The organism is Citrobacter sp. wls710, assembly GCF_005281115.1.
GTDB lineage: Bacteria > Pseudomonadota > Gammaproteobacteria > Enterobacterales > Enterobacteriaceae > Citrobacter > Citrobacter werkmanii.
Genome location: NZ_SZXD01000045.1, coordinates 15,755 through 38,771, shown reverse-complemented (window position 1 = coordinate 38,771; position 23,017 = coordinate 15,755). Strand labels below are relative to the sequence as shown.

The 23,017-nt window shown below is 52.8% G+C and carries 22 protein-coding genes; 7 read left to right on the top strand and 15 right to left on the bottom strand.

Annotation, left to right across the window (positions count from 1 at the left end; translation table 11 throughout):
• Positions 1-34: 34 nt before the first annotated feature.
• The 12 genes from trpS to FDX14_RS20195 form a co-directional block, all read right to left on the bottom strand.
• Entirely contained in the window at positions 35-1,039 is a 1,005-nt protein-coding gene (gene trpS / locus FDX14_RS20250) for a tryptophan--tRNA ligase (protein ID WP_042311949.1), read from the bottom strand.
• Positions 1,032-1,790, bottom strand: coding sequence for a phosphoglycolate phosphatase (gene gph, locus FDX14_RS20245; protein ID WP_079225883.1), 759 nt, complete (start codon positions 1,788-1,790; stop codon positions 1,032-1,034). Before gph ends, trpS begins: the two co-directional genes overlap by 8 nt.
• Positions 1,783-2,460: a ribulose-phosphate 3-epimerase gene (gene rpe / locus FDX14_RS20240; protein WP_003023561.1), complete on the bottom strand. Its 678-nt coding sequence runs from the start codon at positions 2,458-2,460 to the stop codon at positions 1,783-1,785. Before rpe ends, gph begins: the two co-directional genes overlap by 8 nt.
• A gap of 17 nt (positions 2,461-2,477) precedes the next feature.
• The gene (gene dam / locus FDX14_RS20235) at positions 2,478-3,314 is read right to left on the bottom strand and encodes an adenine-specific DNA-methyltransferase (protein WP_042311945.1); all 837 of its coding nucleotides are present in this window, start codon (positions 3,312-3,314) and stop codon (positions 2,478-2,480) included.
• Between the two features lie 117 nt (positions 3,315-3,431).
• A complete protein-coding gene (gene damX / locus FDX14_RS20230; RefSeq protein WP_042311943.1) occupies positions 3,432-4,727 on the bottom strand; it encodes a cell division protein DamX in 1,296 nt (431 codons plus the stop codon).
• 96 nt (positions 4,728-4,823) lie between these two features.
• The gene (gene aroB / locus FDX14_RS20225; protein WP_061381003.1) at positions 4,824-5,912 is read right to left on the bottom strand and encodes a 3-dehydroquinate synthase; all 1,089 of its coding nucleotides are present in this window, start codon (positions 5,910-5,912) and stop codon (positions 4,824-4,826) included.
• Between the two features lie 57 nt (positions 5,913-5,969).
• On the bottom strand, positions 5,970-6,491 hold the full coding sequence (gene aroK / locus FDX14_RS20220; RefSeq protein WP_003023552.1) for a shikimate kinase AroK: 522 nt from the start codon (positions 6,489-6,491) through the stop codon (positions 5,970-5,972).
• A 405-nt stretch (positions 6,492-6,896) separates the two neighbouring features.
• Positions 6,897-8,132, bottom strand: a complete 1,236-nt coding sequence (hofQ, locus tag FDX14_RS20215) for a DNA uptake porin HofQ (RefSeq protein WP_170973607.1) — start codon at positions 8,130-8,132, stop codon at positions 6,897-6,899.
• Positions 8,047-8,460, bottom strand: a complete 414-nt coding sequence (locus FDX14_RS20210; RefSeq protein ID WP_061381002.1) for a HofP DNA utilization family protein — start codon at positions 8,458-8,460, stop codon at positions 8,047-8,049. The genes hofQ and FDX14_RS20210 overlap by 86 nt, the downstream gene beginning before the upstream one ends.
• Positions 8,450-8,905, bottom strand: coding sequence for a HofO family protein (locus FDX14_RS20205; protein WP_079225882.1), 456 nt, complete (start codon positions 8,903-8,905; stop codon positions 8,450-8,452). Before FDX14_RS20205 ends, FDX14_RS20210 begins: the two co-directional genes overlap by 11 nt.
• Complete coding sequence (locus tag FDX14_RS20200; RefSeq protein ID WP_042311933.1) at positions 8,889-9,428, bottom strand: PilN domain-containing protein; 540 nt, start codon at positions 9,426-9,428, stop codon at positions 8,889-8,891. The genes FDX14_RS20205 and FDX14_RS20200 overlap by 17 nt, the downstream gene beginning before the upstream one ends.
• Complete coding sequence (locus FDX14_RS20195; protein ID WP_061381000.1) at positions 9,428-10,207, bottom strand: type IV pilus biogenesis protein PilM; 780 nt, start codon at positions 10,205-10,207, stop codon at positions 9,428-9,430. Before FDX14_RS20195 ends, FDX14_RS20200 begins: the two co-directional genes overlap by 1 nt.
• A 120-nt stretch (positions 10,208-10,327) precedes the next feature.
• Between FDX14_RS20195 and mrcA the strand changes: the two genes are divergently transcribed.
• Positions 10,328-12,880, top strand: coding sequence for a peptidoglycan glycosyltransferase/peptidoglycan DD-transpeptidase MrcA (gene mrcA / locus FDX14_RS20190; protein WP_042311928.1), 2,553 nt, complete (start codon positions 10,328-10,330; stop codon positions 12,878-12,880).
• 56 nt (positions 12,881-12,936) lie between these two features.
• Here mrcA and nudE read toward each other — a convergent pair whose 3' ends face one another.
• A complete protein-coding gene (gene nudE / locus FDX14_RS20185) occupies positions 12,937-13,497 on the bottom strand; it encodes an ADP compounds hydrolase NudE (protein WP_038634868.1) in 561 nt (186 codons plus the stop codon).
• 322 nt (positions 13,498-13,819) lie between these two features.
• Between nudE and igaA the strand changes: the two genes are divergently transcribed.
• The 5 genes from igaA (at position 13,820) to pckA (ending at position 20,124) form a co-directional block, all read left to right on the top strand.
• Positions 13,820-15,955, top strand: coding sequence for an intracellular growth attenuator protein IgaA (igaA, locus tag FDX14_RS20180; protein WP_079225881.1), 2,136 nt, complete (start codon positions 13,820-13,822; stop codon positions 15,953-15,955).
• A gap of 62 nt (positions 15,956-16,017) precedes the next feature.
• Positions 16,018-16,686, top strand: a complete 669-nt coding sequence (gene yrfG, locus FDX14_RS20175) for a GMP/IMP nucleotidase (RefSeq protein WP_042311923.1) — start codon at positions 16,018-16,020, stop codon at positions 16,684-16,686.
• A gap of 10 nt (positions 16,687-16,696) precedes the next feature.
• Positions 16,697-17,098 (top strand): ribosome-associated heat shock protein Hsp15, encoded by a 402-nt coding sequence (gene hslR / locus FDX14_RS20170; RefSeq protein WP_003837900.1) that lies wholly within the window; start codon positions 16,697-16,699, stop codon positions 17,096-17,098.
• A 24-nt stretch (positions 17,099-17,122) separates the two neighbouring features.
• Entirely contained in the window at positions 17,123-18,001 is an 879-nt protein-coding gene (gene hslO, locus FDX14_RS20165; protein WP_016157640.1) for an Hsp33 family molecular chaperone HslO, read from the top strand.
• Between the two features lie 500 nt (positions 18,002-18,501).
• Complete coding sequence (gene pckA, locus FDX14_RS20160) at positions 18,502-20,124, top strand: phosphoenolpyruvate carboxykinase (ATP) (protein WP_137350123.1); 1,623 nt, start codon at positions 18,502-18,504, stop codon at positions 20,122-20,124.
• A 75-nt stretch (positions 20,125-20,199) separates the two neighbouring features.
• Here the strand turns inward: pckA and envZ are convergent, their stop codons facing one another.
• A complete protein-coding gene (envZ, locus tag FDX14_RS20155) occupies positions 20,200-21,552 on the bottom strand; it encodes a two-component system sensor histidine kinase EnvZ (RefSeq protein WP_042311918.1) in 1,353 nt (450 codons plus the stop codon).
• Positions 21,549-22,268, bottom strand: coding sequence for an osmolarity response regulator transcription factor OmpR (gene ompR, locus FDX14_RS20150; RefSeq protein ID WP_001157751.1), 720 nt, complete (start codon positions 22,266-22,268; stop codon positions 21,549-21,551). Before ompR ends, envZ begins: the two co-directional genes overlap by 4 nt.
• Before the next feature lie 225 nt (positions 22,269-22,493).
• On the opposite strand from ompR, the gene greB reads away from it, so the two are divergent.
• Entirely contained in the window at positions 22,494-22,967 is a 474-nt protein-coding gene (greB, locus tag FDX14_RS20145) for a transcription elongation factor GreB (protein ID WP_003023524.1), read from the top strand.
• Positions 22,968-23,017: the final 50 nt, after the last annotated feature.

Below are 23,017 nucleotides of genomic sequence, written 5' to 3'. Positions count from 1 at the left end.
GCGAAACCCGGTTTCTTCAACAACACAGAGAACATTACGGCCTGGCGACAAAACCAATCGCTTCGTAAACGGCTTTCAGCGTAACAGACGCGCGTGCGCTGGCTTTTTCCGCACCTTCTTTCATCACTTTCTGCAGGAATGCTTCATCGTTACGGAAACGGTGATAACGTTCCTGAAGCTCGGTCAGCATACCGGAAACGGCTTCTGCGACTTCGCCTTTCAGATGACCATACATTTTGCCTTCGAAGTGCTGTTCCAGCTCCGGAATACTCTGGCCAGTGACGGCAGAGAGGATATCCAGCAGGTTAGAAACGCCTGCTTTTTCTTTCACGTCGTAACGCACAACAGGCGGCTCTTCCGAGTCGGTCATCGCGCGTTTGATTTTCTTAACCACAGATTTCGGATCTTCCAGCAGGCCGATCACGTTGTTGCGGTTGTCATCCGACTTGGACATTTTCTTCGTCGGCTCAAGCAGCGACATCACGCGTGCGCCGGATTTAGGAATGAACGGTTCCGGTACTTTGAAGATGTCGCCATACAGCGCGTTGAAGCGCTGGGCGATATCGCGGCTCAGTTCCAGATGCTGTTTCTGATCTTCGCCAACCGGTACCTGGTTGGTCTGATACAGCAGAATGTCCGCCGCCATCAGTACCGGATAATCAAACAGACCGGCGTTGATGTTTTCTGCATAACGCGCAGATTTATCTTTGAACTGAGTCATACGGCTCAGCTCGCCGAAATAGGTGTAGCAGTTCAGCGCCCAGCCTAACTGTGCGTGTTCCGGTACGTGAGACTGAACGAAAATGGTGCTTTTTTCAGGATCGATCCCGCATGCCAGGTACAGCGCCAGCGTATCCAGCGTTGCTTTACGCAGTTGCTGAGCATCCTGACGAACGGTAATGGCATGTTGGTCAACGATGCAGTAGATGCAATGGTAGTCATCCTGCATGTTCACCCACTGACGCAGCGCACCCATATAGTTGCCAATGGTCAATTCACCTGAGGGCTGTGCGCCACTAAAAACGATGGGCTTAGTCATTTTTCGATTCCTGATTTTCGCTATGCGGAAGCCCGAGAGCGGGCAGTAGTTCATTAATGCGGTCGGACATGACATCGGGCTCGCTCAAGGCGATAGACTCACCATAGTTGTAACCATACGTCAGACCAACGGACGGACAACCAGCAGCCTTAGCCGCCTGAATATCATTACGAGAATCCCCTACGAAGAGCATTTGCTCGGGCTTAATGCCAAGCTTGCTTGCCACCAGCAGTAGTGGATCCGGGTGTGGTTTTTTATTCTGCACGTCGTCACCACCGATGACCACGCTGAAGTATTTGGCGATATCTAACGCCTCGAGCAATGGCGCGACAAACGGGGTTGGTTTGTTGGTCACCAGACCCAGCGGCAAACCTTTAGCATGCAACGCGCCCAGCGTATCGGCAACATCAGGGAACAGGAATGTCCCCTCTTCTGCGACATCGCCGTAGTACCTGTCGAACAGCTTACGCAAAATACGTACCTGTTCCTCGGCGGGAATATCATCATCAACGGGGGGCTTACCCATCGTTTTACGTAATGTCGCGCGCTCCTGACGAGACCACGCCAGCGCGCGCTCCATCAGTACATCTGCACCATTACCAATCCAGGTGATAACACGTTCTTCACCAGCAACCGGCAATTCCAGCGCATACAGCGCCATATCCACCGCTGCGGCTAATCCCGGCGCGCTGTCGACCAGCGTACCGTCGAGGTCAAAGGCTACGCCCCGAATATCCTGAAACTTATCCATGGCTTACCTTCGCCAGTTCATTGCGCATTTCATCAATGACTTTTTTGTAGTCTGGTTGGTCGAAAATAGCGGAGCCTGCAACAAACATATCTGCACCCGCCGCCGCGATTTCACCAATATTGTTCACCTTGACGCCACCATCAACTTCCAGGCGGATGTCATAGCCAGATTCATCAATACGACGACGCACTTCACGCAGCTTATCCAGCGTTTGCGGGATGAAAGACTGTCCACCAAAGCCTGGGTTAACGGACATCAGCAGGATCACATCCAGCTTATCCATGACGTAATCCAGGTAGCTCAAAGGTGTTGCCGGGTTAAACACCAGGCCCGCTTTACAGCCATGCTCTTTGATCAGTTGCAAGGTACGATCAACGTGCTCGGAGGCTTCCGGATGAAAAGTAATGATGCTGGCGCCAGCGGCGGCGAAGTCCGGGACAATACGATCGACCGGTTTCACCATCAGGTGAACATCAATCGGGGCGGTGATGCCATATTTACGCAGCGATTTCAGCACCATCGGTCCGATGGTCAGGTTCGGTACGTAGTGATTGTCCATAACGTCGAAGTGTACTACATCGGCACCGGCAGTCAGCGCTCTCGCGGTGTCTTCACCCAGGCGGGCAAAATCAGCCGACAGAATTGAGGGGGCGATCAAATACTGTTTCATCCGCTTCTCCTTGAGAATTATTTTTTCGCAGGCGTTGCGACTCCTGGTTTATACAGCGCCAGCAGTTCGTTCACCTTTTTACGCGTGCCGCCATTGCTGCTGATGCTGCGCCGCACTTTGACCTGAAAATGTTTCGCTGCCCGGTACCACTCACGGGTATCGGGCGTGTCATGGTTCGAAATTAACACCGGGATCTGCTTACTGACCAGCTTTTCTGCCATCTCGGCCAAATGCGCCTGCTCTTTCGGACTAAAGCTGTTGGTATGATACGCGGTGAAATTTGCCGTCGCCGAAAGCGGTGCATAAGGCGGGTCACAATAGACTACGGAGTTGGTATCCGCACGGTCCATGCACTCTTCATAGGAGAGGCAATGGAACTCCGCATTCTGCGCTTTTTCAGCAAAATGGTACAACTCGGCTTCCGGGAAGTAAGGTTTTTTATAACGACCAAACGGTACGTTAAACTCACCGCGCAGGTTATAACGGCACAACCCGTTGTAACCAAAGCGGTTCAGATACAGGAATAGCACTGCGCGGCGGAATGGATCCTGGCAGGCATTAAATTCTTCCCGAAACTGGTAGTACACCTCAGCCTGATTAGTTTCTGGCATAAACAGCTCGCGCGAAGCCTGCACGTACTCATCGGTGCGGGTCTTCACGATGTTATAGAGACTGATGAGGTCGCTGTTGATATCGGCAAGAATATAACGAGAAAAGTCGGTGTTGAGAAACACCGACCCGGCCCCTACGAAGGGTTCAATCAGACACTCACCCTGAGGTAAATACCGTTTGATATCATCAAGCAGGGGGTATTTTCCCCCTGCCCATTTCAAAAAAGCGCGATTTTTTTTCATGCTGACTAACTAATTACACCTTCTCCGGCTGTGGAGAAAGCTCCGACAGCATCCTGCGCTTTAGTCTTTGTCCCGCAATTGGGCGAAACAGCAAACCATTGCAGAACATATCCTATCTTACTTCAAATCGGCCTGAACCTGGTGCAGCGGTTTTGCCCACGGATTTTTCGCCTGAATGTCGGCGGGTAACGTAGACACTGCACGTTTTGCATCTTCTTTAGACGCATACACACCCGTCACCAGAACATACCACGGTTGACCGTTGCGCGTCGTCTGATACACCACGTAGTTCTTCAGGTTTTCTTTCTTCGCCCAACCGTTCAGGTTGTCGTAGTTAGAAGAACTGCTGAGCTGCAGCGTGTAATGACTGGACGGCGCAGATTTTAACGCGCCAACATTCCCTGTGCTTTTCGCTCCGCCAGCAACAGGCGTTGCCGTCGCGGTTGGCGCAGGAGTTGCGGTCTGTGCAGGTGTCGTCGTCGCGGTTGCTTTCGGTTCTGCTGTCGCTTTTGGCGCAGCGGTTACCACAGGCGCTTTGGTTGTGGTCGTCGGCGCAGTCGCGGTTGGTTTTGCCTGAGCAACAGGTTTTGGCTCTGTCGTCGTCGCTTTCACCGTGGTCTGCGGTTTGCTCTTCGGCTCAATGACGGCCTGTTTACGTTCCTGGTGCGTAGCAGCAGGACGTTCAACCGTTTCCGTTTTCGCAGTCTGGCGCGCAGCAGTACCATTACGAACTGGTGCGACGGTCGCAGGTTCGGTCGGCAGCGTAGAGTTCACCACAACGTTGTTAACCTGCTCCTGACCTTGCGGTTGCGTCAGCGCATTGTTCAGATCGCCCTGCACTTCAACACGCTGCTGGCCTTCAGTTGCCGCAGGCGTCTGCCCTTGAGTTGGGGTAGAGGAAATCGGCGGCAAGGAAACATCCTGCTGGGTATTGCCCGCAGTCTGCTCTGCGCCCGTTGCAGGCGTATTCGTGTTCGCCTGATCCGTCGCATTGCTGCCAGAAAGATCGATGCTCTTCTCGCCAGACGCAGTCTGTTCACTGGAAGAAGATGAGGGGGCTTTCAGCGCAGAACCAATACCGATGATCAGAAGCAGCAGCACCAGAACACCGACACCCATCATCATATACTGACGAGAGGCAGGTTTACTGACCGCTTTCTTACGCTTGCGCGGACGACGTTCTACACGCTCTTCATCCACCGCATCGTCATCAGATTCATAGTCTTCCTCGATGTCCCGCTCTTCTTCACGCTCTTTACGTGCGCGCGCAGGACGGCGATCGTCAGCATCCAGATCAACATCATCAAAATTGATTTGCGGCTCATTATCGCGTTCAGACGATTGACGAGAACGACCAGTACGACGATCGCTGGGATCGGGTTTCAGCTCGTCTTCTGGTTTGAATTCATCCATTTAACACCCCACTCAAAGGTTAATGCTTACAACTTTGCACGTAACCTGAAGCTAAAAGACCTACGTTTTGCAACGTACGTCGGACCTTTCTTGTTGTTACGCCTGCTGGCAATCAGCAATAGCGTTAAGAACCACCTCGTGCGACACTCCGCCGCGCACTTCACTCTTCCCTATTGCCCGCGGAAGCACTAAACGAATCTCTCCCGCTAACACTTTTTTATCTCGCAGCATGTGCGGCAAATAAGCCTCGGTAGACATTTCACGCGGCCCATTAACCGGTAAGCCTGCTCGCTGTAGCAGCGTAATAATGCGCTGCGTATCCGCGGAGGTAAACTGACCCAAACGTTCTGACGTACGAGCAGCCATTACCATACCTGCTGCGACGGCTTCACCATGTAACCAATTGCCATAACCCATTTCAGCTTCGATCGCATGGCCGAACGTGTGTCCCAGATTCAGTAAAGCACGTAAGCCCATTTCGCGCTCGTCTGCTGCGACAACTTCTGCTTTCAGCTCACAACAACGGCGAATACAGTACGCCATTGCCGGACCGTCCAGACGCAATAACGCGTCCAGATTGTCTTCCAGCCAGTTGAAAAACTCACCGTCAAGAATGATGCCGTATTTGATGACTTCCGCCAGCCCCGATGCCAGCTCACGCGCAGGAAGCGTTTTCAGGCAATCGAGATCCACCACCACGGAGGCTGGTTGGTAAAACGCGCCAATCATGTTTTTACCGAGGGGATGGTTTACGGCAGTTTTGCCGCCAACGGAGGAGTCGACCTGCGACAAGAGGGTTGTCGGGACTTGAATGAAACGAACACCGCGCTGATAACTGGCTGCCGCAAAACCGGTCAGATCGCCAATCACGCCGCCGCCAAGTGCGACTAACGTGGTATCACGACCGTGCGGTTTTTGCAGTAACGCGGTGAAGACCGTGTCCAGAACCGTCAGGCTTTTATACTGTTCGCCATCGGGAAGGATAACGCTATCAACGTTAACACCCGCCTGTTCAAGTACGCCGCGAACCTTATCGAGATACAGGGGAGCCAGGGTTTCGTTGGTCACCAACATAACCTGATCGCCCGATTTCAGCGGTAAGAATGAAGCTGGCTCATTGAACAAACCAGCCGCGATGGTGATAGGGTAACTACGTTCCCCGAGAGTGACTGTGATCCTCTCCATTACGCGACATCCACCTTAGTTACTTGTACCCGCAGACGAGTGTGTATTCGGCCAGAATTAGTTGCTTTCCAACATATGAATAATCTGGTTTGCTACGACTTTTGCGCTCTGATCGTCAGTGCGAATGGTCACGTCTGCAATCTCTTCGTACAGAGGATTGCGTTCGTCAGCCAACGCTTCCAGAACTTCACGAGGCGGTGATTCTACCTGCAGCAGCGGGCGTTTCTTGTCACGTTGAGTACGCGCAAGTTGTTTTTCAATTGTCGTTTCAAGATAGACCACGACGCCACGCGCGGAGAGACGGTTACGTGTTTCACGTGATTTTACAGAGCCACCGCCAGTTGCCAGCACAATACCCTGTTTTTCCGTCAACTCGTTGATGACTTTTTCTTCGCGATCACGGAAGCCGTCTTCACCTTCTACATCGAAGACCCAGCCCACATCAGCTCCGGTTCGTTTCTCAATCTCTTGATCAGAATCGTAAAATTCCATATTGAGTTGTTGAGCTAACTGCCGCCCAATAGTGCTTTTTCCGGCACCCATAGGCCCAACCAGAAAGATATTGCGTTTCTCTGCCATTTTTTCGGTACTACTAAGACTATTCGTTAATGGTAAACCCGCTTCGCAGACACCCAGCGCAGCAGGACATGAACTGAAACCTCATAAGATATTGCGAGAGTCAGACTGAAAATTATCTCAATACTCAAGCGGGTTTGGCAACTGAATAAATCACCAAACCCTACGCATTTCTGGTCGTGACAGGCATGCAGCCCTGCAAACATCAGACCTGGCGACATATCGCGCAGTCAAATGACGGCTAAATAAGCCTATGACACACCACCAGAAAGGCAAAGCGTATTCATTGCCGCACAAGTAAAGAAAAGTACCGACGCTCAAATCGGTACTCCTTGTATGCTAAATACACCCCCACGTCAAATCCCTGAAACGTGTTCAGTGCAAAAACAACGGTTTTTCATGCATAAGTTATTCCGTTGACACCAGTCTGGGCGTAATAAAGACCACTAACTCCCGACGTTCATCTTCTTTTCCATCGTGACGAAAAAGAGAGCCAAGCCAGGGGATGTCGCCTAACAACGGCACGCTGTCAGCCGCAGATTTATTTTTATATGAAAAAATGCCGCCCAGCGCGATCGTCTCTCCACTTTTTACCTCAACCTGTGTTTCAATTTCCTGCTTATCGATAGCCAGAACTTCACCATCAGCTTGTTGTAGCACCTGCCCGGGAACATTCTGGCTAATATGCAGTTTCAACCTGATTCGACCTTTCTGCAAAACAGTGGGCGTAACCTCCATCCCCAGGACTGCTTCTTTAAACTCGACGGATGTCGCCCCGCTTTCTCCGCTGGAGACCTGATACGGGATCTCGCTGCCCTGCTTAATACTGGCAGGTTGCAGATGAGAAGCCAGTAATCGCGGGCTGGCGATGATATCAAGCTGCTGTTTTTGCTCCAGTGCCGACAACTCCAGTTCCAGTAACCGACCGTTAATACGACCAATATTAAATCCCACACGGGATGTCGCCGCGGGCACCGAAAGATCGCTGGCAAGCGTGGTGACATTCCCCACCGCCCCCGGTTGTTGCGCGTCAGCCAGCGACCATTTAACCCCCAGCTCGCGCAAACTTTTTTCATTAATCGTGACGATATGCGCTGCCAGTTCGACCTGTTCAACGGGTAGATCCATTTGCGCCACCCATTTTTCCAGCGCGTTAAGCACCACGCTATTATCACGCAGCAGTAAGCGGTTGGTTCGTTTATCAACCGTCATGCTGCCTTTGCCGCTCAGCAGCTTCTCTCCAGCTTTTGCCAACTCGGCGGCGTCAGCGTATTGCAAAATGATGTTGCGTTGTTCCAAAGGCAGGCTGGCCTGAATCCGCGCCTGTTCATTTTCCTGGCGGGCCGCATTTTCACTCTGCCATTGCACAGAATGCACATGCAGAATGTTGCCCTCCTGACGTAGCACCAATCCGGCGCTTTTCACGACCGTTTGCAATGCCTGCTTCCAGGGCACATCGGTCAGATGAAGTGACAGCACCCCGCCAACATCCGGTGAAACCACCAGGTTTTTCTTTTCTTGTTCCGCCAGGGCCTGCAAAACCTGCACAACAGGCACATCATCCACCACCAGCGTTACGTTTTGCGGTTTTCCCGCCAGCTCGCCGGGCACCACGACCAGCAGCATCATGGCTATCCATCTCATCCATCGATTCATTTATCGCTCCCTGTCGTTGCCACTGCCATTGAGCAGGCTCGCAGCTTTTCTCTGTGTTGAGAGTTAAGCTTTCAGCCGTTATCTGCGAAATCGTCCAACCGTTTTTCAGGACGTCGTTTCGCTCAACTCGCCGCCATTTGTGCTGCCCATCCTGCACGATGCCGATCGGTCGCTCACCCACGCTCACCATGCCCTGATAGCGCCACGTCGACAGCTCGGCTATCTGGCAAGGGTCTTCCGGCGGTAAGAAGGGATTGCGCATACCGGTCAGGATCAGCACGCTAATGCACGCCAACAGCCAGCGTTCAACCGTCATTCAGATGTTCCAGCTGTAGCGTTAACAGCAGTTCAGCGCCTTCTACACTGAGAGAAAACCGGCTGACGTTCATCCCTTGTTCCGCCAGTTGGGCAAACATCGGCGGGATAGCATCCCACGCTGGCCTCAGCGTCATCTCCCCGCCCTTAATGGTGGGTTGCCAGTGAACAAGACGTGCAAGGGGGGTCTGAAACAGCAGCGGGGAAAACGGAGTAAACGTTTCTTCAGACTCTCCTGGCGATGATGCCAGCAGATACACGTTTCGCCATTGCGTCTGAATGGCGGCACGCTGCTGGTTCAGCGCCTGTTGTTGCATACCCCGCTGCCTGGCGGCGGGGTAAAGACATAGCGCTACTATCATGAGCAGCCCTAAAATCCAGCCGCATGCGCACATAAATCGAAAGCGCGGCGACTGCGCCAGCCAGGCATCACAGAGCGTTATCATGCGTGTCACTCCGCGTCAGACGATAGTGGAATTGCCAGCGCCCTTGGGCATCCTGCTGCGTTTCGCCGGGGCGATTTAACGCAAACCACGGCTGCTGGCGTAATTGAGTTTCCAGTGACTTAAGGGCGGCAAAGCTCAACGTATTTCCGGTCAGCTCCAGCGTCCCTTGCTGCCAGGTCATTTTGGTTAACCACGCCTGTTCCGGGAGTAATTCCGCCAGCTGTTGCAGAATCTGTTGCCAGCTTTGGGTCTGGTCACGCTGTTTGTTTCGCGCTTGTACCTGTTGCCATTGTTGCAGACGCTGCTGCAAACGAGGCTTTAGCGCCGTCAGCGCCGCTATGCGTTCATTTTCAGCCTCTACCAGCAGGAGTTCGACCCGGTTTTCCATGCTAAAAACACTGTAATAGATTAACGTCACGCCAATGCTCAGCAGTAGTGAAGCGCTAAAGAAGACACCCCAGAAGCGCAAACAGGCATACCGCCGTGTCTGACGCCAGGGCAGAAGATTGATGGTCGCTATCATCAATACGTTCCTCCCATGGCCAGTCCCAATGCAATGGCAAAGCGGTGACTTTGCGGTGGAATTGGCGGCTGGCGAACGGACACGACGTTTAACGGATCGAATCCGCTGGGGTCGCATAGCGCAATGGCTGCCGGGGAAAGAGATAACGTCGCGGCGAGTTCGTCGAGACGGCTAATATCGCTCGTCAATTTTCGCCCCCATGACGAGCGGGTCGCCCATAGCCACTGGGTATCATCACGCCATACCAGACACTGTTGATCTTCGGGTAAATAAGGAATAAATCGTTGTAAGGCGCTGGCGTCCGGCGTAATCGCTTTAACCTGTACTTTCAGCGTTTGTATTAACGTCAGCAGCGTTGAAATCTCTTTGCTTTGCGCGGCGGTGACGTTAAACGCCGGGCTCAACGTGTCTTCGCTATAATCAAAATGCAGCGCATCCGGCGACATATCCAGTTCACGCGCCATCGAACCGGACAACCATGCGGTTTGCTCTGGCTCGCGCAAGGATATTGCCGGGCGAGGAAACTTTTTTTGTAACGTCCTATTGGCGGGAAAGGAGAGATGAATATGATGTCGGCGAGGAAGCTCACGGCTCCACGGCAGTAGCGTTGCGACAAGCTGTTCAGGCTCGCGAATGTGGCCATCAACGATAACCTGAGGTGCCAGCGGCATACGCCACCAGCGCTGTAGAAACCAACCGGTCGCGTCGCGAACGACAGCGGCAGCCAGCGCTTCATGTTGCTGAATATGCAGACCAATTTTCCAGATATTGAAAGCCATTGCTGATGATCTCCTTATCACCCGTTGCTTTAACGGGTATATCAATGCGTCTGGCTTGCCTTTATACTACCGCGCGTTTGTTTATAAACTGCCCAAATGCCACTAAATGGGAAATCTCCAGTGAAGTTCGTAAAGTATTTATTAATCCTTGCAGTATGTTGCATCCTGCTGGGAGCAGGCTCGATTTATGGCCTCTATCGCTATATTGAGCCGCAATTACCTGACGTCGCGACGCTCAAAGATGTGCGTTTACAGATCCCGATGCAGGTTTACAGCGCTGACGGCGAGCTGATCGCGCAATATGGCGAGAAACGTCGAATCCCGGTCACGCTGGATCAGATGCCGCCAGTGATGGTCAAAGCTTTTATCGCCACAGAAGACAGCCGCTTTTATGAGCACCACGGGGTAGACCCGGTGGGGATCTTCCGTGCTGCCAGCGTCGCATTGTTCTCCGGTCACGCTTCACAAGGGGCGAGTACTATTACCCAGCAGTTGGCGAGAAACTTCTTCCTGAGCCCGGAACGTACGCTGATGCGTAAGATCAAAGAAGTGTTTCTGGCGATCCGCATTGAACAATTGTTGAGTAAAGATGAGATCCTCGAGCTGTATCTGAACAAGATCTACCTGGGGTATCGCGCCTATGGCGTGGGTGCTGCCGCACAGGTCTATTTCGGTAAGACGGTCGATCAGCTCAGCTTAAGTGAGATTGCAGTGATTGCCGGTCTGCCAAAAGCGCCGTCAACCTTCAACCCTCTCTATTCGATGGACCGTGCCACCGCGCGACGTAACGTCGTGCTGTCGCGTATGCTGAGTGAAAACTACATTACGCAGGCCCAGTACGATCAGGCGCGTAATGAAGCCATTGACGCCAACTACCACGCGCCGGAAATCGCCTTCTCTGCGCCGTATCTGTCTGAGATGGTGCGCCAGGAGATGTATAACCGCTATGGCGAGAAAGCCTATGAAGACGGGTATCGCATCACCACCACCATTACGCGCAAAGTGCAGCAGGCGGCTCAGCAGGCAGTACGTAACAACGTGATGGATTACGACATGCGCCACGGCTACCGCGGCCCGTCAAACGTGCTGTGGAAAGTGGGCGAAGGCAGTTGGGACAGCAAAAAAATTACCGATACGCTGAAAGCGCTGCCAACATATGGGCCACTGTTGCCGGCGGTTGTCACCAGCGCCAATCCGCAGGAAGCCATTGCCGCGCTGGCGGATGGTACGTCAGTGTCATTACGGATGGATGGCATGCGCTGGGCGCGTCCTTACCGCTCGGATACCCAGCAAGGTCCGACACCGCGTAAAGTGACAGATGTGGTACAGGCCGGTCAGCAAATCTGGGTACGCCAGGTTGGCGATGCCTGGTGGCTGGCGCAAGTGCCGGACGTTAACTCCGCCCTGGTTTCTATTAATCCGCAAAACGGCGCGGTGCTGGCGTTGGTGGGTGGTTTTGACTTCAACCAGAGCAAGTTTAACCGTGCAACCCAGGCGCTACGCCAGGTGGGTTCCAACATCAAACCATTCCTCTATACCGCCGCGATGGATAAAGGTCTGACGCTGGCGAGTATGCTCAACGACGTGCCGATCTCCCGCTGGGATGCCGGTGCCGGTTCCGACTGGCAGCCGAAGAACTCACCGCCGCAGTATGCTGGTCCTATCCGTTTACGTCAGGGTCTGGGCCAGTCGAAAAACGTGGTGATGGTCCGTGCCATGCGCGCCATGGGCGTGGATTACGCGGCAGAGTATCTGCAACGTTTCGGCTTCCCGGCACAGAACATTGTGCACACCGAGTCGCTGGCGCTGGGTTCCGCCTCGTTCACGCCAATGCAGGTGGCGCGCGGTTACGCGGTGATGGCGAACGGAGGTTTCCTGGTCGATCCGTATTTCATCAGTAAGATCGAAAGCGATATGGGCGGCGTTATCTTCGAAGCGAAGCCAAAAATTGCCTGCCCGGATTGTGATATCCCGGTGATTTATGGCGATACCCAGAAATCTAACGTGCTGGAAAACAGCAATGTAGAAGATGTCGCTGTCTCGCAGGAACAGCAGAATGCCGCCGTGCCTATGCCGCAGCTTGAGCAGGCGAATCAGGCGTTGGTCGCGCAAAGTGGAACGCAGGAGTACGCTCCGCACGTGATCAACACGCCGCTGGCCTTCCTGATTAAAAGCGCGCTGAACACCAATATCTTTGGTGAACCAGGCTGGATGGGAACTGGTTGGCGTGCCGGTCGCGATTTACAGCGTCATGATATCGGCGGGAAAACCGGGACCACCAACAGTTCGAAAGATGCATGGTTCTCCGGTTACGGGCCAGGCGTAGTGACGTCAGTATGGATCGGCTTTGATGATCATCGCCGCAATCTGGGTCACACGACAGCTTCCGGGGCGATCAAAGATCAAATCTCCGGCTATGAAGGCGGCGCGAAGAGCGCACAGCCTGCGTGGGATGCTTACATGAAATCTGTGCTGGAAGGAGTGCCTGAGCAGCCGTTGACGCCGCCGCCGGGTATTGTGACAGTCAATATCGATCGCAGTACCGGTCAACTGGCGAGCGGCGGTAACAGCCGTGCAGAGTATTTCATTGAAGGTACTCAGCCAACGCAGCAGGCGGTACACGAGGTAGGGACAACCATTATCGATAATGGTGAGACACACGAACTGTTCTGATCAAAAAAGGCGCTTCGGCGCCTTTTTTATTGTTTGTGTATTTAGTGGGATAGATATTAAAGCCGGCCCTGCCCTTTCAGCCATTCGCGTACGAGGAACAACGCGCTCACATTGCGAGCTTCGTGGAAATCAGGATCCTCCAGCAAATCCATCATATGCGCGAGTGGCCAGCGTACCTGCGGTAATGGCTCAGGTTCATCCCCTTCCAGCGATTCAGGATAAAGATCCTCTGCCACCACAATGTTCATCTTGCTGGAGAAATAAGATGGCGCCATGCTGAGTTTCTTCAAAAAAGTCAGATCTTTCGCGCCAAATCCCACCTCTTCTTTCAGTTCCCGATTCGCCGCCTCAAATACGCTTTCACCGGGATCAATTAATCCTTTGGAAAAACCCAGTTCGTAGGACTCGGTCCCGACCGCGTATTCGCGGATAAGGATCAGGTGGTCATCCACAATCGGCACAATCATTACTGCTTCACGCGTGGAGGGCCGCATACGTTCATAAACGCGGCGTACGCCATTGCTGAACTCAAGGTCCACGCTTTCGACCTTAAACAGCCGGGATTGGGCGACGGTTTCCACTTTCAAAATCGTGGGTTTTTGTAATGATTTGCTCATTGTGAGGATCTTTGCTGTGAAATCTGGGGTCATTGTGCGATATACCGCACGGTTTCGGCAACGTGAATTGCCGTTTATTTACATTTATGTAACGTACTAAAAGTTAATCCCTATTTCAAATTAAAAGTCAATAGGTTGAAATAACTCCAGGAATTTGCTGATATTCCATTTTTAGTGATTTTGCTATGATTCGCATTTACTGGGCTGCGCTTTAAGATGCTCAAGTTCAACTCCACACTTGCCGATAGCCAACTAAAGAATCACGAATATTGAACAGGGTGCGACTGACCACGCCTGACAGACTAAGTAAGATGGGGAAAGCATGAGCACCATTCTGATTTTTTTAGCTGCTTTGCTGGCCTGCTCATTGCTTGCAGGGTGGCGACTCAGAACGAAATCCAGACGGAAAAATTTACCCTTGAGCAACGTCTTTTCAGACGCCGCGAAGCGTAAACTTACGCCTGAAGAACGCAGCGCTGTCGAAAACTATCTCGAAAACCTGAGTCAAATTCAGCAAGTACCAGGTCCAACGGGCGCCAGCTCTGCGCCGGTATCGTTAACGCTGAATGCCCAAAGTAACAGCGTCATTGTGCTTACGCACGCGATTACACGTTACGGCATTACCACCGACGATCCTAACAAATGGCGCTATTATCTTGATTCCGTTGAGGTGCATTTGCCGCCTTTTTGGGAACAATACATCAATGACGAAAACAGCGTTGAGCTGATCCACACCAATACGTTGCCGCTGGTTATTTCGCTAAACGGCCACACGCTGCAGGAATATATGCAGGAAGCGCGTGGCTATGCGTTGCAGCATACCGCCTCTACCCAGGCGTCCATTCGCGGTGAAGAAAGCGAACAAATCGAACTACTGAATATTCGTCAGGAAACCCATGAAGAATATGCGCTCAGCCGCCCTTCTGGATTACGCGAAGCGTTACTGATCGCCGCATCATTCCTGCTGTTCTTTTTATGTTTAATCATCCCGGATACGTTTGTGCCGTGGGCAGTCGGTGGCGCGGTGCTGTTGCTGGGTGCAGGTCTGTGGGGGCTGTTCGCTCCGCCATCTAAAACCGCCCTGCGAGAAATTCATTGTCTGCGCGGGACACCGCGTCGCTGGGGATTGTTTGGCGAGAACGACCAGGAGCAAATTAACAATATCTCTCTGGGTATTATTGATCTGATCTACCCCCCTCACTGGCAGCCATACATTGCGCAGGATCTCGGTCAGCAAACGGATATCGATATTTATCTCGATCGCCACGTTGTTCGCCAGGGGCGTTTTTTATCCCTGCACGACGAAGTTAAAAATTTCCCGTTGCAACACTGGCTACGCAATGCCGTTATCGCAGGCGGTTCGCTGCTGGTGCTGCTGATGCTACTGTTCTGGATCCCGTTAGATATGCCGATAAAATTCACGCTTTCGTGGATGAAAGGTGCACAGACTATCGAAGCCACCAGCGTGAAACAGCTTGAGAACGCGGGCGTCCGCGTGGGGGACACGCTACACCTGAGCGGCACAGGTATGTGTAACATTCATACCCAAGGGAGCTGGAATACACAGCCCGCCACGCCGTTCATGCCTTTTGATTGCACGCAAATTATCTGGAATGACGCGCGCGCGCTACCGCTTCCTGAATCCGATCTGGTGAATAAAGCCACCGCGCTCACGCAGGCCGTAAACCGCCAGTTGCACCCCAAACCGGATGATGATTCCCGCGTCAGCGCGTCGTTACGTTCGGCAATCCAAAAGTCCGGCATGGTGTTACTGGACGATTTTGGTGAAATTGTCCTGAAAACAGCCGATTTGTGCGCAGCCAAAGATGAATGCGTACGCTTAAAAAATGCGCTGGTTAACCTCGGTAACAGTAAAGACTGGGCTGCGCTGGTGAAACGCGCCAACGCCGGAAAACTGGATGGCGTAAACGTATTGTTACGTCCAGTAAGCGCAGAGTCGCTGGATAATCTGGTGAATACCTCTACGGCGCCGTTTATTGCACGCGAGACAGCGCGTGCGGCCCAGGCGCTGAATAGCCCTGCCCCTGGCGGTTTTTTGATTATCAGCGACGAAGGCAGCGATCTGGTGGATCAGCCCTGGCCGTCGACCTCTCTGTATGACTACCCGCCGCAAGAACAGTGGAACGCCTTCCAGCGTCTGGCTCAGATGCTAATGCAAACACCATTTCGCGCGGAGGGGATTGTCACCAATATCTCTACCGACGCCAACGGTACTCAGCACATTGGCCTGCACCGAATCCCGGATCGTTCAGGATTATGGCGCTACCTTGGCACGACGCTGCTGATGCTCTCCATGCTCGGATGCACTATCTATAACAGCGTTCAGGCATTCAGACGCTACCAGCGCCATCGTTCGCGCATCGCGGAAATTCAGAGCTACTACGAAAGTTGCCTCAACCCAACGCTGATTGACGACCCGGAAAGCCTGATTCGATAACACGCTCGCGCGCCAGGATATGCTACCCTGTCGCGCATCATGTTTTCTTCTGGGGAGTTTCCATGCATATCAATATTGCCTGGCAGGATGTCGACACTGTGTTGCTGGATATGGACGGCACGCTACTCGATCTGGCATTCGACAATTATTTCTGGCAAAAACTGGTGCCGGAAACCTACGGCGCGAAGCAGGGCATCTCTCCCCAGGAAGCCCAGGACTATATTCGCCAGCAGTATCATGCCGTGCAGCATACGCTAAACTGGTACTGCCTGGATTACTGGAGCGAGTGCCTGGATCTGGATATTTGCGCCATGACAACGGAACAGGGACCACGCGCCGTTTTGCGTGAAGATACCGTACCGTTTCTTGATGCTTTGAAAGCCAGCGGCAAACGCCGTATTTTGCTCACCAACGCACATCCGCATAATCTCGCGGTAAAACTAGAGCATACCGGTCTGGCCTCGCACCTTGATTTATTACTTTCCACCCACACATTTGGTTATCCCAAAGAGGATCAGCGGTTATGGCACGCTGTGGCTGAAGAAACGGGAATGAGTGCAGAGAAGACGCTGTTTATTGACGATAGCGAACCCATTCTCGACGCCGCTGCTCTGTTCGGCATTCGTTACTGCCTCGGCGTAACCAATCCCGACTCAGGTATTGCGGAAAAACAGTACGCACGCCATCCGTCATTGAATGACTACCGCCGACTGATCCCCTCACTGATGTGAAGGAGACGCCATGAAAGAAAAGCCCTCTGCTGAAGTCAGGCTGGATAAATGGCTATGGGCTGCGCGCTTTTATAAAACGCGTGCGCTGGCCCGCGAAATGGTTGAAGGCGGTAAGGTGCATTACAACGGCCAGCGCAGTAAGCCGAGCAAGATTGTCGAGCTGAACGCCACCCTCACCCTGCGCCAGGGAAATGACGAGCGAACGGTCATTATCAAGGCCATTACCGAGCAGCGTCGCCCGGCCACGGAAGCCGTTACGCTGTATGAAGAAACCGCGGAAAGCGTGGAAAAACGCGAAAAAATGGCGCTGGCGCGTAAACTTAACGCGTTAACCATGCCGCACCCGGACAGACGACCGGACAAGAAAGAACGCCGCGACCTGTTACGATTTAAACACGGCGACAGCGAGTGACTGTCACCTGCAAGAGAGATGATTATGCCGCAACATGACCAATTACATCGTTATCTGTTTGAAAACTTTGCCGTGCGCGGCGAGCTGGTGACCGTTTCGGAAACCCTGCAACAGATCCTCGAAAACCATACTTACCCGCAGCCAGTCAAAAACGTGCTGGCTGAACTGCTGGTTGCCACCAGTCTGCTCACCGCTACGCTGAAGTTTGCTGGTGATATCACCGTTCAGTTGCAGGGCGATGGTCCGCTGAGCCTGGCCGTCATCAACGGCAATAACAACCAGCAGATGCGTGGCGTGGCCCGCATGCAGGGTGATATTCCTGAAGGCGCGGATCTGAAAACGCTGGTAGGTAACGGCTACCTGGTGATCACCATTACGCCGGAAGAAGGCGAGCGTTATCAGGGGGTAGTCGGTCTGGAAGGCGACACGCTGGCCGCCTGTCTGGAAGATTACTTCATGCGTTCTGAACAGCTACCGACTCGTCTGTTTATCCGTACTGGCGACGTCGATGGCAAACCCGCCGCTGGTGGGATGCTGCTGCAGGTGATGCCGGCGCAAAACGCGCAGGCAGATGATTTCGATCACCTCACCGCTTTGACCGAAACCATCAAAACCGAAGAGCTGTTGACGCTGCCAGCTAACGAAGTACTGTGGCGTTTGTACCACGAAGAGGAAGTCACTCTCTACGATCCGCAGGACGTTGAGTTCAAATGCACCTGTTCACGCGAACGCTGCGCAGGCGCACTGAAAACGCTGCCGGACGAAGAAGTGGACAGCATTCTGGCGGAAGAAGGCGAGATCGATATGCACTGCGATTACTGCGGTAGCCACTATCTGTTTAACGCTATGGATATTGCTGAGATCCGCAGCAACGCTTCTCCAGCAGACCCACAGGTCCATTAAGTTATTAGCCCGGTAGTTTGCTCTGCCGGGCTAGCTCCTGCTTACTCATTAGCCCCCACCTGCCGCATACCAATAGATCTCATACTCCCGCTAGTCGTTTGTGAAAGTTCAACGCTATCCATGTCGTCATCCAGCATCACGAGAAAGCCCCATAATCGCATCAACTTCACAATTTTGAGTATTGACTGACCTTTTTCGAACCATGACGACGGGAAGTGAATCGATATTGTTTATGTATGAGTTACGTATTTTTCTTACGTGAATGCGATTACACTCACAAGATTCCCGTCAAAAACACTCTCTATTAACGTTTTAAGAACATTTTCCACAACAAAAAAGGGTTTCCTGCCATAATATCTGCCTCTTTGTGACAGGAGTCGCAGCGCATTCGGTCGCCTGTGGTTTTTCCGGATGCGTAAATCTATGAGCCTTGTCGCGGTTAGCAATCCCAAAAAAACCTTACTATTCCAGGTAATACATATTGGCTAAGGAGCAGTGAAATGCGTGTGAACAACAGTTTAACCCCGCAAGATCTCAAGGCTTATGGTATCAATGACGTTCAGGATATCGTTTACAATCCCAGCTACGACCTGTTGTATCAGGAAGAACTTGATCCAAATCTGGAAGGTTATGAGCGTGGCGTGTTAACGGATCTGGGCGCCGTTGCTGTTGATACCGGTATCTTTACCGGGCGTTCGCCGAAGGATAAGTACATTGTCCGCGACGACACCACGCGAGATACGCTGTGGTGGTCAGACAAAGGTAAAGGCAAGAACGACAACAAACCGCTCTCCCCGGAAACCTGGCAACATCTGAAAGGGTTAGTCACCCAGCAACTCTCTGGCAAACGCCTGTTTATCGTTGACGCGTTCTGCGGCGCTAACGCCGATACCCGTCTTTCCGTGCGCTTTATTACCGAAGTGGCCTGGCAGGCGCATTTTGTCAAAAATATGTTCATCCGCCCAAGCGACGAAGAACTGATTGATTTTAAACCTGATTTTATCGTAATGAACGGCGCTAAATGCACCAACCCGCAATGGAAAGAGCAGGGTCTGAACTCAGAAAACTTCGTGGCATTCAACCTGACTGAACGCATTCAGTTGATTGGTGGTACCTGGTACGGCGGCGAGATGAAAAAAGGGATGTTCTCCGTCATGAACTACCTGCTGCCGCTGAAGGGCATCGCCTCTATGCACTGCTCGGCAAACGTCGGGGAAAAAGGTGATGTGGCGGTCTTCTTTGGCCTGTCCGGCACCGGTAAAACCACGCTGTCCACCGACCCCAAACGCCGCCTGATCGGCGATGATGAACACGGTTGGGATGACGATGGCGTGTTTAACTTCGAAGGCGGTTGCTACGCCAAGACCATCAAACTGTCTAAAGAGGCCGAGCCGGAAATCTACAACGCGATCCGTCGTGACGCGCTGTTGGAAAACGTTACCGTGCGCGGAGATGGTTCCATCGATTTCGACGACGGTTCCAAAACCGAGAACACCCGTGTTTCCTACCCGATTTATCACATCGAGAATATTGTTAAGCCGGTGTCAAAAGCGGGTCATGCCACTAAGGTTATCTTCCTGACCGCCGACGCGTTTGGCGTGCTGCCGCCGGTTTCTCGCCTGACCGCCGATCAAACGCAGTACCACTTCCTGTCTGGCTTTACCGCTAAACTGGCCGGTACCGAGCGTGGCGTCACTGAACCGACCCCAACCTTCTCTGCTTGCTTTGGCGCAGCATTTTTGACGCTGCACCCAACGCAGTACGCAGAGGTGCTGGTGAAACGTATGCAGGCGGCAGGTGCGCAGGCGTATCTGGTTAACACCGGCTGGAACGGTACCGGTAAGCGTATCTCCATCAAAGATACTCGCGCGATTATCGACGCCATTCTGAACGGTTCACTGGACGACGCAGAAACATTCCGTCTGCCGATGTTTGACCTGGCTATCCCAACCGAACTGCCGGGCGTGGATACTCGCATTCTCGATCCGCGTAACACCTACGCGTCACCGGAGCAGTGGCAGGAAAAAGCCAACGCACTGGCGAAACTGTTTATCGAGAATTTCGAGAAGTACACCGACACCCCAGCAGGTGAAGCGCTGGTTAGCGCCGGGCCGAAGCTGTAATTGACGTTGCCGGATGGCGGTTTCGCCTTATCCGGCCTACAACAACAAAAAGGGAGGCATTTCGCCTCCCTTTTTTTATGCGTCTTTCGTGGTGCCCTGCGCACGAGTGAAGGGCACCGGAAGCCAGGCGCGAATCGACAACCCACCCCGCTCGCTGGTGCCAATTTCCAGCATACCGTTATGGTTATCGATAATACGCTGCACAATCGCCAGCCCCAGACCCGTACCGCTGGTACTACGCGCGCTGTCACCGCGGACAAACGGCTGGAACAGATGTTTACGCTGTTCCGGCTTGATGCCCGGACCATCATCTTCCACCTGGAACCAGGCGCGATGCGGCTCCATACCGCTACTGACCTTAATCCAGCCGTTACCATAGCGGGCGGCATTAACCACCATATTGGCAACCGCACGCTTGATCGACAGTGGATGCATCTTCACCTGAATGTTGCCCGGCAGCAGCGCAGTCTCAATTTCACGCTCATAGCCGCTTTCCGCTGCGACCACTTCGCCTAACACCGAGTTCAGATCTGCCATCTCCATCGGCATCTCCTGACCGGTACGCAGGTAATCGATAAACTGCTCGATAATAGCGTTACACTCTTCGATGTCCTTATTGATGGATTCTGCGAGATAACCGTCTTCCTCGCCCATCATTTCCGTCGCCAGACGGATACGCGTCAGTGGAGTACGTAGATCGTGGCTCACCCCTGCCATCAGCAATGTACGGTCATCGGCCAGTTGCTTCACGCCTGCCGCCATATGGTTAAAGGCACGGGTAACAGAACGCACCTCAGAAGCGCCATACTCACGCAACGGCGGCGGAATAATACCTTTCCCTACCTGCAACGCCGCATGTTCAAGATCCACCAGCGGTCGGTTCTGAATACGAATAAATAGCCATGCGCCGCCAATGGCCAGCAGCATGATCGCCAACGTATAGCGGAACAGCGGCGAGAAATCACCCTGATGGATTTCAGTGAGCGGCACACGTACCCAGATATTGGGCGACAGCCAGGTTTTCAGCCACACGACTGGCGAGCTTTTGTTGACCTCAACGCGGACTTCTGTCGGGCCACCCAACTGCTGCGCCATCTGATGGCTTAAGAATTCATAGTGTTGCGCCCAACGCAGTCCGGCCTCTTCAGCGGCCTCGTTGGAATAGAGGGAAATACCCAACTCACGATAAATTTCCCGACGAAACGCGGGAGGCACCACCAGTTGTGTACCGTCCTCCAGCTGCAGTTTATCGGTCATCAGCATACGAACTTCGTAGGCCAGGACCTTATTAAACTGCTGGAGGCTCGGCAAAATCGCGAAGTTCAGCACAACCAGATAAGTCGTCACCAGGCTGGCAAACAGCAAGGTGACGATGAGCAATAATGTGCGGGCAAACGAACTTCGTGGCGAGAAGCGCATTCGCCTCATGCTTTAGAACCGTCCGGAACAAAAACGTAGCCCAGGCCCCATACGGTCTGAATATAACGCGGATGCGCCGGATCTTCTTCCACCATACGGCGCAGACGAGAAATCTGTACGTCGATAGAACGTTCCATCGCCGAGTATTCACGACCACGGGCCAGGTTCATCAGCTTGTCGCGAGACAGCGGCTCACGCGGGTGGCTTACCAGCGCTTTCAGTACCGCAAACTCCCCGCTGGTGAGCGGCATCGGCTCATCTTCGCGGAACATTTCACGCGTACCGAGGTTCAGTTTGAACTTACCAAAGGCAATAACCGCTTCTTCCTGAGAAGGTGCGCCCGGCAGTTCGTTCGCCTGACGACGCAGTACGGCACGAATACGCGCCAGCAGTTCACGCGGGTTAAACGGTTTCGGAATGTAATCGTCAGCGCCGATTTCCAGCCCTACGATACGATCAACTTCTTCACCCTTCGCAGTCACCATAATGATCGGCATCGGGTTGCTTTGGCTGCGCAGGCGACGGCAAATAGACAGGCCGTCTTCACCCGGCAGCATTAAATCCAGCACCATCAGGTGGAAGGACTCACGGGTCAGCAGACGATCCATCTGCTCAGCGTTTGCGACGCTTCGAACCTGGAAGCCCTGCTCGGTCAGATAACGTTCCAGAAGCGCACGTAAGCGCATGTCGTCATCGACCACCAGAATCTTATAGTTCTCTTGCATTGTTATTACTCCCAAAGGTTCGCAACAATTAAGTGTATATTCTTAAGAAAGCTCACGTGAGTCACCAGCGAATTCTGGTATGAATTCCAGGCTAAATTGTTACAAAGCATATTAAACAGCAGCTTAAGTATACAATGTTTCTCGCAATACATTATTTATTCTGTTGATATGCTCACGTAATACTAATTGTGCGCATCATCACAGAGTCGAAGGTAAAACAATAAGATGAAAACGCCCCTGATAACCCGTGAAGGGTATGAAAAACTCAAACAAGAGCTGAATTATCTCTGGCGTGAAGAGCGCCCGGAAGTCACCAAAAAGGTCACCTGGGCCGCAAGTCTGGGTGACCGCAGCGAAAATGCCGACTACCAGTATAATAAAAAGCGCCTGCGCGAGATCGACCGCCGCGTCCGTTATTTGACCAAGTGCATGGAAAATCTGAAAATCGTCGATTACTCCCCGCAACAGGAAGGCAAAGTCTTCTTTGGCGCATGGGTCGAGATTGAAAATGACGATGGCGACATCCGCAAATTCCGCATTGTCGGCTACGATGAGATCTTCGGTCGTAAAGATTACATCTCTATCGATTCGCCAATGGCGCGGGCGCTGCTGAAAAAAGAGGTCGGCGATCTCGCGGTAGTCAACACCCCTGGCGGCGAAGCCAGTTGGTATGTAAACGAGATCGAATACGTGAAGTGAGACCGGAACAATCCGAAGCCCCCGTAGATGACTGGCATTTTTGCCAGTCA

Excerpts from the sequence above, each read along its gene's own strand:
- hofQ (WP_170973607.1), bottom strand. The coding sequence starts at position 8,132 with ATGAGATGGATAGCCATGATGCTGCTGGTCGTGGTGCCCGGCGAGCTG.
- rpe (WP_003023561.1), bottom strand. The coding sequence starts at position 2,460 with ATGAAACAGTATTTGATCGCCCCCTCAATTCTGTCGGCTGATTTTGCC.
- nudE (WP_038634868.1), bottom strand. The coding sequence starts at position 13,497 with ATGAGCAAATCATTACAAAAACCCACGATTTTGAAAGTGGAAACCGTC.
- yrfG (WP_042311923.1), top strand. The coding sequence starts at position 16,018 with ATGCATATCAATATTGCCTGGCAGGATGTCGACACTGTGTTGCTGGAT.
- greB (WP_003023524.1), top strand. The coding sequence starts at position 22,494 with ATGAAAACGCCCCTGATAACCCGTGAAGGGTATGAAAAACTCAAACAA.
- FDX14_RS20210 (WP_061381002.1), bottom strand. The coding sequence starts at position 8,460 with ATGACGGTTGAACGCTGGCTGTTGGCGTGCATTAGCGTGCTGATCCTG.
- envZ (WP_042311918.1), bottom strand. The coding sequence starts at position 21,552 with ATGAGGCGAATGCGCTTCTCGCCACGAAGTTCGTTTGCCCGCACATTA.
- trpS (WP_042311949.1), bottom strand. The coding sequence starts at position 1,039 with ATGACTAAGCCCATCGTTTTTAGTGGCGCACAGCCCTCAGGTGAATTG.
- FDX14_RS20200 (WP_042311933.1), bottom strand. The coding sequence starts at position 9,428 with ATGATAGCGACCATCAATCTTCTGCCCTGGCGTCAGACACGGCGGTAT.
- pckA (WP_137350123.1), top strand. The coding sequence starts at position 18,502 with ATGCGTGTGAACAACAGTTTAACCCCGCAAGATCTCAAGGCTTATGGT.
- damX (WP_042311943.1), bottom strand. The coding sequence starts at position 4,727 with ATGGATGAATTCAAACCAGAAGACGAGCTGAAACCCGATCCCAGCGAT.
- hslO (WP_016157640.1), top strand. The coding sequence starts at position 17,123 with ATGCCGCAACATGACCAATTACATCGTTATCTGTTTGAAAACTTTGCC.
- FDX14_RS20205 (WP_079225882.1), bottom strand. The coding sequence starts at position 8,905 with ATGATAACGCTCTGTGATGCCTGGCTGGCGCAGTCGCCGCGCTTTCGA.
- gph (WP_079225883.1), bottom strand. The coding sequence starts at position 1,790 with ATGGATAAGTTTCAGGATATTCGGGGCGTAGCCTTTGACCTCGACGGT.
- ompR (WP_001157751.1), bottom strand. The coding sequence starts at position 22,268 with ATGCAAGAGAACTATAAGATTCTGGTGGTCGATGACGACATGCGCTTA.
- igaA (WP_079225881.1), top strand. The coding sequence starts at position 13,820 with ATGAGCACCATTCTGATTTTTTTAGCTGCTTTGCTGGCCTGCTCATTG.
- aroB (WP_061381003.1), bottom strand. The coding sequence starts at position 5,912 with ATGGAGAGGATCACAGTCACTCTCGGGGAACGTAGTTACCCTATCACC.
- aroK (WP_003023552.1), bottom strand. The coding sequence starts at position 6,491 with ATGGCAGAGAAACGCAATATCTTTCTGGTTGGGCCTATGGGTGCCGGA.
- dam (WP_042311945.1), bottom strand. The coding sequence starts at position 3,314 with ATGAAAAAAAATCGCGCTTTTTTGAAATGGGCAGGGGGAAAATACCCC.
- FDX14_RS20195 (WP_061381000.1), bottom strand. The coding sequence starts at position 10,207 with ATGGCTTTCAATATCTGGAAAATTGGTCTGCATATTCAGCAACATGAA.
- hslR (WP_003837900.1), top strand. The coding sequence starts at position 16,697 with ATGAAAGAAAAGCCCTCTGCTGAAGTCAGGCTGGATAAATGGCTATGG.